This window comes from Allobosea sp. 05T433, assembly GCF_056396065.1.
Genome location: NZ_JBFTKS010000015.1, coordinates 61102 through 74956, shown reverse-complemented (window position 1 = coordinate 74956; position 13855 = coordinate 61102). Strand labels below are relative to the sequence as shown.

The 13855-nt window shown below is 67.8% G+C and carries 6 protein-coding genes; all 6 read right to left on the bottom strand.

From position 1 onward, the window contains the following. The 6 genes from AC1DGP_RS20610 to AC1DGP_RS20585 all read right to left on the bottom strand — a co-directional run bounded on the left by AC1DGP_RS20610 (position 1) and on the right by AC1DGP_RS20585 (position 13560). The gene (locus AC1DGP_RS20610; protein ID WP_441508216.1) at positions 1-1035 is read right to left on the bottom strand and encodes a LacI family DNA-binding transcriptional regulator; all 1035 of its coding nucleotides are present in this window, start codon (positions 1033-1035) and stop codon (positions 1-3) included. Between the two features lie 2 nt (positions 1036-1037). Then, positions 1038-1991: an ABC transporter permease gene (locus tag AC1DGP_RS20605; protein WP_441508217.1), complete on the bottom strand. Its 954-nt coding sequence runs from the start codon at positions 1989-1991 to the stop codon at positions 1038-1040. Continuing rightward, complete coding sequence (locus tag AC1DGP_RS20600; RefSeq protein WP_476832473.1) at positions 1988-2932, bottom strand: ABC transporter permease; 945 nt, start codon at positions 2930-2932, stop codon at positions 1988-1990. Before AC1DGP_RS20600 ends, AC1DGP_RS20605 begins: the two co-directional genes overlap by 4 nt. After that, complete coding sequence (locus AC1DGP_RS20595) at positions 2929-4428, bottom strand: sugar ABC transporter ATP-binding protein (RefSeq protein WP_476832472.1); 1500 nt, start codon at positions 4426-4428, stop codon at positions 2929-2931. The genes AC1DGP_RS20600 and AC1DGP_RS20595 overlap by 4 nt, the downstream gene beginning before the upstream one ends. A gap of 2 nt (positions 4429-4430) precedes the next feature. Next, on the bottom strand, positions 4431-5465 hold the full coding sequence (locus AC1DGP_RS20590) for a substrate-binding domain-containing protein (RefSeq protein WP_476775920.1): 1035 nt from the start codon (positions 5463-5465) through the stop codon (positions 4431-4433). A 220-nt stretch (positions 5466-5685) separates the two neighbouring features. Next, complete coding sequence (locus AC1DGP_RS20585) at positions 5686-13560, bottom strand: autotransporter-associated beta strand repeat-containing protein (RefSeq protein ID WP_476832471.1); 7875 nt, start codon at positions 13558-13560, stop codon at positions 5686-5688. Positions 13561-13855: the final 295 nt, after the last annotated feature.

Sequence of the window (13855 nt, the reverse complement as noted above, 5' to 3'; positions counted from 1 at the left end):
TCATTCCTTCGTTCTCGGGTTGGGGGTCGGGCAGAGTGGCACAGGAGCGGTGGAACCGCGCACGACGAGGCGTGTCTCCATCACCAGATTGGCGGCGGCCGGCTCCTCGCCGAGGAGACCGATCATGCGCGCCATCGCCTGCCGCCCGATATCGAAACGCGGCTGGTGGATCGTGGTCAGCGGCGGCATGAAGGCGTCGGCGAGCACGATATCGTCGAAGCCGACGACCGAGACATCCGTGGGGACCGAAAGCCCGAAAGCGCGCAATTCGCTGATCGCACCGAATGCCATCTGGTCGCTGGCCGCAAACAGCGCCGTGAAACCGGTCCCGGTCTCATTGAGACGGCGCACGGCCCGGCGGCCGGCGTCCAGGCTGAAATCACCCTCGACGATCAGCGCCTCATCGGCCGCGATGCCCGCTGCGGCGAGGCCGCTCCGATACCCGGCCAGCCGGTCGACCGCGAGCCGCTCCGGCAGCGGCCCGGTGATATGGGCGATGCGGCGGTGGCCGAGCCCGAGCAGGTGCTCGACGGCTTGCCGGGCCGCAGCGATGTTGTCGATCGAGACGGTCGGCAGCGCGAGCTCGGGAAAGGTCTCGAGCGCGATCACGATCGGCGGCAGCCGCGACAGCTCCGTCTTCAGGGCGTCCGGGAAGCGACCGACCATCAGGATGAGCCCGTCTGCGTGGCGCGCGCGCACCATGTCGACATAGTGGGTGATGCGCTCGTCGTCATCGCGCGCATCCCCCATCAGCACCTTGTACCCGGCCCGCATGGCCGCCTCTTCGACGCCTTTGTAGATCTCGAGATAGAACGGGTTCGAGATGTCGCGCACCAGCAGGATGACCGTGCGGGTCGCGCGGCTCCGGAGATTGCGCGCCTGGGAGTTCGGCACGAAACCTGTCGCCGCCACGGCCTCGAGCACGCGCCGACGGGTCTCCGGCTGGACCTTGTCGGGGCGCTGCAATGCCCGCGAGACCGTCGCCGTCGAGACGCCGGCGAGTTCTGCGACCGTGGCGATCGTGGGCACGCTCATGATCAGACCCGCAGCCTGGCCTGACGGCCGTAAAGCAGCATCAGCACCAGGAGCGTCAGGCCGAAGATCATCTGACGGCCATAGGTTTCAAGCTGCAAGGTCGTCAGCACGCTCTGCAGCAGCACGAGTGCCAGCGCCCCGAGCACCGTGCCGAGATAGCCCCCGGCGCCGCCTGCGAGCGATGTGCCGCCGATGACCACCGCGATGATCGAGGACAGGACGTACTGATCGCCGACGCTGATGAAGGAGCTGCCGGTGTAACCGATGACGCAGACACCCGCGAGGCCGGCGAACAGGCCTGAGAAGCCGTAGAGCAGGCAGCGGATGCGCGCGACGGGCAGCCCGACGAGCATGGCGGCGCGCTCATTGGCGCCGATTGCGTAGACGCCGAGCCCGAAGGCCGTGCAGCGCAGAACGAAGCCGAGCGCCAGTGCGATGACGGCCCAGACCAGGAGGATGCCGGGCAGCCCGAACAGCAACGGGCGATTGACGAAGGCCATCAGGGCTGGCGCGGCATTGCCGGAGGGTACGCCCTGCGAATAGACGACGAGGCCGCCCTGGATGATCGCGGTCATGCCGAGCGTCATGACCAGCGGCGGAATCCGGACCAGGGTGACGCCAAGCCCGTTGACCAGCCCGATGCCGAAGGTCACGCCGCAGGCGGCCAGCACCGCCGGCAGGATGGCGGCGTCCTGCCCGGCCATGACATTGCCGGCAATGACCGCGCCGAGCGAGACCATCGGCCCGACCGACAGATCGATGCCTTCGCGCCCGCCGAGAATGACGAGGTTCTGACCGGCGGCGACGATGCCGAGGATCGCGGCCACTGTCGTCAGGCGGACGATCTGGTCGCCTTGGGCAAAACCCGGCGACAGCGCTTCGCCGATGGCGAGCAGCAGCGCGATCGCCCCCGCGGCGAGCGCCAGCGGATTGGTGAGAAGGGCCCGCACCGTCATCGCCGCGTCACCAGCACGCCGCCGGCCAGTGCGGCGAGCACGATGACGCCCTGGACCAGGGTCTGCCAGGCGAAGGGCAGACCGGCGAAGAAGATGACATTGCCGATCATGCCGAGCACCAGCGCGCCCAGCACCGAACCGACAGGGCTGCCCGAGCCGCCGGAGAGCGCCGTGCCGCCGAGCACGACGGCCGAAATCGACGAGAGCGCGAGGCTCTGTCCGAGCAGCGGATCGCCGCTCGCCGTCTCCCCGGTCAGGCACAGGGCCGCGAAACCGGCAAACAGGCCGGACAGGGCAAAGGCGCCGATGCGGATGCGCTCCAGCCTGAGGCCGGTCTGGAAGGCACCGACACGGCTGCCACCGACGGCCAGCAGATGCGCGGCAAAGGGCCGGCGGGCGAAGACGAGCGCAAAGGCGAGCCCCGCCAGCAGGATCCAGAGCACGACCGGCAGCCCGAGCAGCGTCGCGCCATAGCTGCGCCAGAATCGCTCGGGCACCGGCAAGCCCGCCTGCGGCAGCACGAAGAGCGCCGCCCCCGCAAAGACGATACCGGTCGCGAAGGTGGTGACGATGGCCTGGAGCCGGAGCAGCGCGACGAGCAGGCCATTGACGAGCCCGCAGAGCAGCGCGGTCGTCAGCCCCGCCAGCATGCCGGCCAAGATGGCCGCCATCCCCTCGCCGCCGATCGCGGCGATGACGCTGACCGTCACCACATTGACGAGCGCGGCAATCGCGCCGACCGAGAGATCGATATCGCCGCTGAGCACGACATAGGTCTGGCCGATGGCGACCAGCGCCAGCGGCAGGAAAGTCGTGAGATTCGATTGCAGCACCGCCGGCTGGACGAAGGATGGCTGGAAGGCGGTGTTGACCAGGACGAGCACGATCAGCGCGGCGAGCGTCAGCATCCAGGGCTGGCTGCGGATCAGGGCCGCGCTCATGCCACCTCTCCATAGGAGGCGCGCGTCAGGTGGAAGGGATCCAGCGTGTTCTCGGCGAGTTCGGCCACGACCCGCCCGGCGTTGAAGACGGCGACGCGATCGCACCATTCCAGCAATTCGGCGTCCTCGGAGGAGTAGATCAGGATGCCCGCCCCCGCGTCGGCGAGCTGCCGCATGATCGACAGCAGATCGGCCTTGGCGGCGAGATCGATGCCCTTGGTCGGATCGTCGAGCAGGAGGACGCGCGGCCCGGTCGCCAGCCAACGGGCGATGAAGACCTTTTGCTGGTTCCCGCCCGACAGCGTGCCGATCGCTGCGGAAAGGCTCGCATATTTGGTCCTGAGGCTGTCGGCATGCTGCGCGGCGCGCGGCACGAGCACGCTCCGCCGGACGAGCGCCCGCTTCTCGCGGACGAGGACGGCAGCGATCAGGTTTTCGAAGATCGAGCGGCCGCTCAGGGCCGCGTCGCGCCCACGGTCGCCGGAGACATAGGCGAGACCGCGCCGGATCGCATCGGCCGGGCGGGCCGGCATGAAGGCCTCGCCCGCGAGCGTGACCGCACCGGAGGAAAACGGCAGGACGCCGAACAGCCCTTGCAGGAAGGCCGACTGCCCCTGTCCCTGCAGCCCGCCGAGACCGACGATCTCGCCCGGCGCCACCCTGAGCGAGACATCGCGCAGGCGCGGGTTCGAGACATGGGCCACGACCAGCCCTGCCTTTGCCTGTGCCGCAGGCGGGCGCCGTCCGGCAGCAGGGCGAAGTTTTGTCTCGCCAACCATGTGCCGCACGACGGTATTACGATCGGCCTCAGCCGTTGCGAGCTCGGCGACCGTCGCGCCGCCGCGCATCACCGTGATCCTGTCGGCGACGGCAAAGACCTCGTCGAGACGGTGCGAGATCATCAGGGTCGAGACCCCCTCGCCCTTGCGCCGGCGCAGGATTTCGAAGAGTCGCTCGGCCTGCCGCCCGTCGAGTGCCGCCGTCGCCTCATCCAGGATCAGGAGGCGCGGCTCGCGGGCAAGCACCTTCAGGATCTCGACGATCTGGCGCAGATCGGGCGTCAGATCGGCAATCAGCGCCTCGGGTGTCAGGTCCGGTCCCGCGACTCCCTCGAAGAGAGCGATCAGTTCACGCGCCCTCGCCCGCAAGCTCCGACGGTCGACGAAGCCCAGCCGCGTGCGCGGCTCATGGCCGAGGCCGAGATTGGCCTCGACGCTGAGCTGCGGGATGAGGCTGAGCTCCTGGTAGAACAGGGCGATGCCGGCGCGCTCCGCATCACGCGGGCCGCGGAAATGCCGCGGCTCGGCATCGATCGCAATGGTTCCCGCGTCAGGCGCGACGGCGCCTGCCACAGTCTTGCACAAGGTGCTCTTGCCGCAGCCATTGGCGCCGAGAAGGGCGTGGATTTCGCCCGCCTCGACCCTGAGCCGCCCATCGGAAAGGGCAACAACGGCGCCAAAGCGCTTGCCGACGCCCCGGGCCTCGAGGAGAGCCATGGCTATTTGAAGTACTGCTGGGCCTCGTCGGGCGTCACGACCGCAGTGACAGACCAGTAGCCCGGCTTGCCCTCGGCCTGCTTCAGAGCCGCCGGCAGGCTGGCATTGTCGACGAACGGAATCGGGATGTAGATGGCGTTGCCATACTGCCCCTTGAACACTCCATCCTTGAACTCCTTACCCATCAGGCGCAGCACCGCGACGTTGAGCGCCGAGGCCATCACGCCCGGCGGATTGACCGAGGCGCCGGAGTTCAGCTTCTGCTCGGACCAGCGCGTCAGGAAATCCTTGCGGATCTCGCCGGTCGCAGCGGTCTGGTCCTTCTTGCCGACAGCGTCGATCGCGCGCCAGGCGCCATCCGCCATGCCGTCCTGCACCCAGACGCCGTTAAGCGCCGGATAGGTCGCGAGCAGGTTCTGCATCGCCTGCTGACCCTTGGCCTGGTCCCAGTCGGCATTGGCCTGGTTCAGCACCTTGATGTCGGGATGCTTGGCGAAGACCTCCCGATAGCCCGCGACCCGCATCTCATTGGCGGGGTGGCCGGCGATGCCGTTGATGGTGACGATATTGCCCTTGCCGCCGAGCGCCTTGGCGAGCCACTCCGCCGATTTCACCGCCCAGTCCTTCTGGTCGATGCCGACATAGATCGCGTCCTTGGACGAGACCTCGGCATCGGTCGACACGACGAGGATATTGCGCGCCTTGGCTTGGGCGAAGACCGGGTCGAACGCCGTCGGGCTGTTCGGGTTGATGATGATGGCGTTGACGCCCTGGTTCACGAAATTGCGGACATGGCCGATCTGGCCTTGCACATCCACGGTCGAGCTCTGGACCACGACCTCGACATTGACGCCCTTCGCCTTCCAGGCCGCGGCCGCGGCCTGGGCCTCCTCGATCATCTGCGTGCGCCATTCGCTGCCGACCCATCCGTTCGACAGCCCGATCTTGTAGGATTGTTGTGCGCTCGCCGCGCCGCTCATCGCGAGCACTGCGGCAGCCGTCAGAAGTCCCCTGCGGGTTGTGATGCTGTTGATCATCGTTTCCTCCCTTGTCCCGTATTAATCGGGACTTTGGGCAGGATGTAATCGATTGCATCGAGCGTCAATACGCCAAAGGGCTGGTCCGACGCCCCTAATGGGCGTCCTGGGATCAAAGCGGCGCCGTGAGGCGGCAAGGCCGCGCGATCAGCGCGGACCGCGACGAAGCAAGGGATGCCCGAGGGCACCCCTTGCTGAAGGTCTGGCAGGATCCGTCCGGTCAGAATTTGACGGCGAAGGTGCCCTTGACAGTCTGTTCGATCGCATGGGCGCTGTACTGGCCGCCATAGGACAGGCTGAGCGTCGCATTCGGCGACACGGCCAGATCGAGCCCGGCATCGAGGACGGCCGCGTTCTTCGCGATCGGGATGCCCGTGATGCTGAACGGGGTGCCGCCGGCGAAGGACAAGGGCGAGGCTGGTGTGACGTCGCCGAAGGCGTGCCGCCAGGCGAGCGCCCCGCGCAACTCGAGCCCCATGCCGTTCACGGTCACGTTCGTCGATGCTCTCAGGCCCAGGGTCGTGAAGGCGGTGCTCATATCGGAGCTGCGACCGACAAGAGCCGCTGCCCCGCCCCGCTCGGTAAAGCCGTCGCTCTGCAGGTTGACATAGGCAAGGCCGGCAAAGGGCTCGAGCGCGACGCGCCCGGCATCGATGCGGTAGCCCAGTTCGCCGAAGACCTGCGCGGTTGCCGCATTGTAGTCGCTCCTCAGCCGGTCGGAGAAACCGGTAAAGGAGACGGTGCGATCGACCGTGAGGTCGTGCCAGCTATAGGCGGCGCCGGCGCGCAGCCCGAGCGCACCCCATTGGCCGCCGCCATAGAGACCGAGATGATAATTGTCGCTGTTGCCGGAGGAGATCCGGCCCTTCGCCTCGAAGGTCGAACGGCTGTAGCCGCTGTAGAAACCGACGCGCCAGTTGTCGAAGACCGCGGCATCGGCGCCGAGCAGGAAGCCGCCGCTTGAGCGGGAGAGCTTCGACACGCCGCCCTGGGCCTCATTACGGCCCCAGGAGCCAAAGCCCTGCCCCCAGACCGCGAAACGGTCGCTGGGAACGAGCCGCGGCATCGGCCCGGTGACGGGCGCTGCCATATCGGCCGTGAAGCCATAGGTCATGACCGGCTGCTGCGCCGCCGCGACGGTCCCGAACGCCGACCTCAGGCGATCGATCGCCGTTCCGCGCACCACAGTGCTGTCCTCGACCAGGATGGCCTGCGCCGACGCGTGCACTTCGCCCGACAGGGCGTCGAACGCCTGGCGCGCCGAGGGGGCATCGAGCTTGACGATGGCATCATAGACCGGATTGCCGGTGCCGAGCCGTTCGCCTGCCGTGCCCAGGCTCGTCTGGTTGCGGGTCTGGCCGACGCTGCCGAAGGAGACATCGTTGCGCGCGATCGTCAGGTAGGTTTGCGCGGCATCGTAGCTCAGGCCCGGGGTCAGGAAGGCGAAATTGCTGGTCACCGAGGTGAACTGGCCGGAAACGCCGCCTGCTGCATCGAAGAGTTTGAAGCGCGCCGAGGGCGGCATCGCGCCCGAGATGGCCGCGATCGCGAGCGTGGCGCCGGAGACCGTGATCGTGCCGGTCGAGATGATCTGGTCCGACTGGCCGGCGCCATTCACCTCGACCTGATAGATCGAACCCGGCGCGAAGCTTACGTTGCCGTTGACGGTCAAGGTGCCGATGGAGTTGCCTGGCGCGACAATACCCCCGCTGAGCACGTTCAGTCGGCCAATCGTACCATTGCCGCCAAGCGTCGCGCCGCTTTCGACGGTCACGGCGGAATTGGCGAGCGAGCCGTTCACGGCGAGCCGCCCGGCCGCGATCGTGGTGGGGCCCGACAGCGTGCTGGTGCCGGTCAGGTTGAGCGAGCCGGTGCCCGTCTTGGTGAAGCGGCCGGTACCGTTGATGGCGTTGGCGAACTGGGCGTCGCTGCCCTGGTCGATCACCAGGGCGGCGTTGTTCAGGATTGCGCCGCTGCCGAAGCTGGTTGCGCTGCCGCGCAATGTGCCGGCCGTGATCGTCGTGCCACCGGAATAGGTGTTGACGCCGGTCAGGTCGAGCGTGCCAGTTCCAAGCTGCTTCAGAGCACCTGCCCCGGAGATCTGGCCGGAGAAGGCGACCATGTCGGATCGGTTGAAGGCCAGCGTGCCGCTATTGGCGACATTGCCGCTGATCGCCCCCGTCGTGCCGCCATCGCCGATCTGCAAGGTGCCGGCGCTGATCGCTGTGCCACCCGTGTAGCTGTTGACGCCGGTCAGGATCAGCGTGCCCGACCCCATCTGGGTCAGCGCGCCCGAGCCGGATATGGCGCCTGCGAAGGTCACGCTGTCCGAGCGGCTGAAGGCGAGCCTGCCGTTGTTGACGACAGCACCGGTGATCTCGCCCGTCGTGCCGCCAGCACCGACCTGCAAGGTACCAGCCGAGATCGTCGTGCCGCCAGTATGGCTGTTCGCTCCGGTCAGGACGAGCGTGCCCGCGCCAAGCTTGGTAAGCCCGCCGGCGCCGCTGAGCGCCTGGCTCAGGGTGAAGCTGTTGGCCGCATCGGCGATGTCGAAGCCACCGCCATTGCTGCCCCAGCTCACAGCCCGGCTGGTCGCGGTGAAGCTCGTGCCGGTCACGCGCAGGACGCCGCCGTTGAAGACCAGACCGCCGGCCGCCTGGCCGAGATTGCCGTCGGACGAGACCGAGAGCGTGCCAGCGTTCAGGAGCGTGTTGCCGGTGTAGCTGTTGGCGCCGGAAAGGACGAGCGTGCCGAGATCGGTCTTCACCAGGTCGCTCGCACCGGTCAGGTTCGATGCGATGGTGGCGACATAGGAGGCGCCGCCCGAGGTGCCGTCGCCGACACGGATGATCGCCTGCGCGCCGCTGAGGGTAACAGTACCGCCCTCGATCCTGTAACCGTCCGCTGCGAACTGCATGCCCGTCGCCGAGACCGTGCCGAGGCTCGTGTCGACCGTGACGATGCCGCTCGTGCCCTGGAAGACCATGAAGCCCGGGGCCGGCGCCGCCGGGGCGTTAATGCTGCCGTTCTGGTCGGTCCAGTTGCCGCTGGTCGCGCTCCAGATTCCGGCGCCGCCATCGATCGCGCCGTTATTGGCGTTGCCCGCCGCGCCGCCGTCCCAGAATTTCAGGGTGAGGCCGTTGCTGTTGACCAGGTTGACCTGGCTCGCGACGGAGGTCTGCACCGAGAGATCGCCGGCCGAAACGCCGCTCGGCAGCGTGCCCAGCGTCAAGCCGTTATTCGTCAGCGTGCCACCATAGTTGATCAGGCGGTAGATGCCGCCGCCGAAGCCGCCGGCATTCGCGACATTGAGGGTGCCGGCCAGCGTGAGATTGCCGGTCACGTCGACGCGATCGCTGCCGCTCCCGGTCGGGAGATTGGGCAGGCCGAGATCGAAATCGAGCTGCGAACCGGAGGACAAGGTCAGCGCACCGACGCTGAGCGTGCCCGTGGTCAGGGTGCCGGGATTGGCGCCAGGTGCCAGGCGCCCGCCGCTGGCGATGGTGACCGCGCCGGCGATCGTGCCTGCACCGGCCAGCGTCGCGCCGCTCTGCACCGTGACCGCCGTGTTGCCGAGCGAGCCCGACACCTCCAGCGTGCCGCCGCTGACCGTGGTCGCGCCGGTATAGGAGCTGGCGCCCGAGAGTTTGGTGACGCCCGTGCCGCCGGTACCACCGGTCGTTTCGAAACTGCCGGTGCCGCTGATCGCGCCAGCGATCGTGATCGCGTTGTTCTTGTCGATGACGAGGGCGCCGGCATTGGCGATGGCGCCGCTGCCGAGCGAGCCCTGTGCGCCGCCGCTGCCGACCTTGAGCGTGCCGGCCTCGATCACGGTGCCGCCGCTATAGGTCATACCATCGCCGAGGACCGTCGTGCCGGTGCCGCGTTGAGCGAAGCTGCCTGCGCCGCTGACGGCATTGGGCATCGCATAGATATCGGAGCGCTTGACCGCGAATTCGGCGCCGGACGCAACCGTGACCGAGCCCGCGATCGAACCCGCCGCGCCGCCATTGCCGATCTGCAATGCACCGGCATTGACGGTGGTGCCTCCCGTATACGTGTTTGTGCCGGTGAGGATCGTTCGTCCGGTGCCGTTCTGCTCGACCGAGCCCGCGCCGACGCCGTCGGAAACGACGTGGCTGAAGATGTATTCGTTGATGCGGTTGAAGGCGAGGACGCCGCTATTGCTGACATCGGTCGCAAGCGCGCCAGCCGTTCCGGCATTGCCGATCTGCAGCGTGCCGGCAGCAATCGTCGTGCTGCCGGTAAAGGTGTTGTCGCCCGTCAGGGTCAGGCGGCCCGTGCCCGTCTTGGTCAGCGAGCCCGCGCCGCTGATGGCGCCGGCAAAGATCGAATCGGTGGTCGTGCCCGCGCTGAGCGCCCCGCCCGAACCGAGCTTGACCTCGCCTGCACCGCTGAGGGCGCCGATGCCTTGCGAGAAGCCGCCAAGGTCGAAGGACGCTCCCGAGGAGACCGAGACATCGCTGCTCGTGTTCAACCGGTTGTTGCCGCCGAGCAGCAAGGTGCCGGCGGCGATGGAGGTCGGGCCGGAATAGGTGCTGGCGCCGGTCAGGGTCAGCGTGTTGCTGCCAAGCTTGCGGAGCGCGCCATTGCCGGAGATCACGCCCGCGAAGCTGGCAGCGTTCAGGTTGTCGAATTCGAGCGAGCCGTCATTGAAAACAGCGCCACCGACCGAACCATCATTCGTGCCGTCATTGCCGATCCGCAGCGTGCCGCCGGTGGTGATGGTCGTGCCACCGGAAAAGGTGTTAACCGCCGTCAGCGTCAAGGTGCCGCTGCCGGCCTGGGTCAGTGAGCCGCTGCCGCTGATCACGCCAGCATAGCTAAGGTCGTTCGTGCGCTTGAAGCTGAGCGCGCCGTTGTTGAGGATGTTGCCGGAAATCGCGCCGGTCGTGCCGCTGTCGCCGATCTGCAGGGCGCCGGCGCTGATCGTCGTGCCGCCGGCATGGCTGGCCGCGCCGGTCAGGATCAGCGTGCCCGCCCCGCTCTTGGTCAACGCACCCGTGCCGGAAATGTCACCGGCGAAGCTCAGGCTGCCGGTGCGGTTGAAGGCGAGCGCGGCATTGTTGACGACATTGCCGACGAGCGAGCCGGTGCCGCTGCCATCGCCGATCTGCAATGTGCCACCGCTGATCGTCGTGCCGCCGGTGAAGCCGTTGGCGCCGGTCAGCGTGAGCGTGCCCGTCCCCGCCTTGGTCAGCGAACCGCCGCCGATGATGCCGCCGGCGAAGGTCGAGGAGGCATCGGCGTTGCCGACCGTCAGTGCGCCGCCCGTACCGAGCTGGACCGTGCCGGCGCCTTCGAGCTTGGCGAGGCCCTGTGCCCTGCCATCCATGTCGAAGGTCGCGCCCGACTGGACCTCGAGGTCGCCATCGCTGCCCAGCCGGTTGTTGCCGCCGAGCTTGAGCGTGCCGGCGACCACCTTGGTGCCGCCCCGATGGGTGTTCTCCCCGGTGATCGTCAAGGTGCCCGCACCGTCCTTGGTGAAGGTGCCGCGATCGCTGCCGCCGTCCAAGGCCCCCCCGGCATAACTGCTCGTGCCGGCCGTGTTGAAGACAAGGCTGGTGCGGACATAGATATTGCCGGCGATGCTGCCATCGGTCGTGCCGTCGCCGATCTGCAACGTCCCGAAGCTGACGGTCGTACCGCCGGTATAGGTGTTGTTGCCTGTCAGGATGAGCTTGGCGTTGCCGGTCTTGGTGACCTGGCCGGAGCCGGAGATGTTGCCTGCGAAGATGTAGTCGTCGCTGCGGCTGAAGGCGAGCATGCCGTCATTGACGACATTGCCCAGGATCGAGCCGGTTGTCGTGCCCGAGCCGATTTGAAGCGTCCCGCCGGAGATCGTCGTCCCGCCCGTATAGGTGTTGTCGCCGGTCAGGACGAGTTGGCCGGCCCCGCTCTTGGTAAGCGACCCGGTGCCGGAGATCACGCCGGCGAAACTCGACAAACTGGACGTCCTCAAGACCGTCAGCGCAGCGCTGCCGAGCTTGACCTCGCCCAAGCCGTCGAGCCCACCGATCGTCTGCGTGCGGCCGTCGAGATCGAAGACGCCCGCCGCGCTGTTGATGTTGAGCAGGCTGTCGCTGGAGAGGGCGCCGCCGGCGCCCAGTTTCAGAGTGCCGCCATTGATGTTTGTCGCGCCGGTGCTGCCGATGGCACTCGTGAGCGTCAGCGTGCCGCTGCCCGCCTTGGTTAGAGCGCCCGTGCCGGTGACCGTACCGCCATAGCTGATGCTGCCGGAGGTGTTGAAAGCCAAGGTACCGTTATTGATCACGGAGCCGAGGATCGTGCCATCGGTCGTGCCGTTGCCGAGCTGCAAGGTGCCGGCTGAGATCGTCGTACCACCGGTATAGGTATTGGTGCCGGTCAGGATCAGCGTGCCTACACCCGTCTTTGCCAGAGCGCCGGCGCCCGCGAGGCTGGCGCCGATCGTGCCGGCCGACAGGTTGAAGGCAGTCGTGGCCGTGATCGAGCCTGTTCCGGTGACGCTGCCGCCGGTCATCGTGAACGTCCCGACACCGAGATTGTAGCCCGCGGCGACATTGACCGTCGCGGTGCCGCTATTGGTCAGCGTGCCGATACCGGTCATGTTGCCGCCGGTCAGCGAAAGCGTGCCGTTATTCTGGTTGTTGATGTCGCCGATGACGGCGACATCGCCGCCGAGCACCTTGATCTGCCCGTCATTGTTGATGCCCTGGCCGGCCGACAGCACCGCCGACCCGGTCGGGCCATTGAAATTGATTGTGCCGCCGCCCTGGTTGTTGATCGCGCCGGCATCGATGACGCTGCCGCCCACACCGACATCGATGACCGCATTGTTGCTGAGCGTATTGCCGATGCCCTTCAGGGTCGCCCCAGTGCCTATGCTGATCGTGCCCGCGGCGTTGTTGATGGTCTGAGCGCTGAGCGTGCGCCCGGCGCCGATCGTGGTCGTGCCGTAGTTTGTCAGAGTGGTGATGCCGGTGACATCATCGGCCGCGGTCGCGCCGCTCACCGACATGGCGACGCCGCCATTGACCTGGATCGTGTTGTTGAAGACGCCGGCCAGCGTGGTGGTGCCGCCCAGTTCGATCGCGCCGATCGAGCTGCCGGCGAGCGCCCTGATGCTGTTGGTGCCGCCGGTGATGATGATGGCCGTCGACGCTGCGCCGTTCAGGCCTCCGGCACCGCCCAAGGCGCCACCCGCGATCGTGCCGCTATTGATGATCGTCAGGTTCTGCCCGATGATTCCGTAGCCGCCGGCCTGTGGCCGGTAGGGTTGGGCGTTCTGGAAATCGGTGCCGCCACCGCCGCCCTTGATGGTGCCTGTATTCGTGATCGTCAGCCCGGCCGAGCCGGTCGCGGTAATGCCGTTGCCGCCTCTGCCGCCCGCTCCGTTGCCGGAGGGGTCGGTGAACGGATTGATCGCTCCGTTGGCTGAGCCGCCGCCGCCGCCATTGCCGCCTGTGATCGTGCCGGAATTTGTGAGGTTCGCACCGGTTCCGGCGATGATGCCGGAGCCACCGCCGCCGCCACCACCGCCGCCGCCGTAGGAGTAGTTCGGCACGGAATTGTAGTTTCCGCCGCCGCCATTACCGCCTTTGCCGCCGGTAATGGCGGCGCTGTTGTTCAGATCGGCGTTAAGTGTCAGACCGGCACCGCCGGCCCCGCCGCCACCACCACCGGCGCCCGCCGCATAACCGCCGCCGCCGCCGCCGGCACCGTCGGAGCCGCCACCGCTCCCGCCTCGGTTCCCCTGACCACCGGTGCTTCCGCCGCCGCCGCCGGGAGCCGTCGCACTGCCGTCTCCGTAGGCGCCGCCACCTCCGGCGCCGCCTGCGGTAGCGCCATTCGGCGCGCCGCTGCCATTGCCGCCATTGGCTCCGGTGTACTGAGCCAGCGCTGGCCGTTGTGTCGCCGCCAGCATGACCGGCATGACCAGCGCCGTGCAGGCAAGCAGCACTGCGCGACGCCTGCGCCAGTGGCGCACCGGTGCGGCAACCCGCTCAGCCCGGTTGACCACGGGAGCAGCCCCGTCATCGATGCCTGTTCCGGCCAGCCGAACCCGGCGCCCCGTCTCGATCTCTGCGGTCATGGCGAAGCCCAAATCCCCCCAGGCGCCGAGCGCCCCAGTCCTTGATGCAACCCCGGATTGCGAGGTCGCTACGTCGTCTCACTCAGCGCCTGTCAGGGCGCCGTCGGCCAGAACACACATCAGATCGGCAGCGAGCGCCCTCTCGCGCCGCCGCTCATTCCCAGTCCGCCGCTTGACGCGCGGCCGCGCCGGAGGCGCGGAGCAGCAAACAGCCGACCCATCGTCTGAAAATCACGGGAGCGGCTTCCACGATCACGCCGCACATGCGCCTCGCCCGTATGCCCCGCGAATGGCT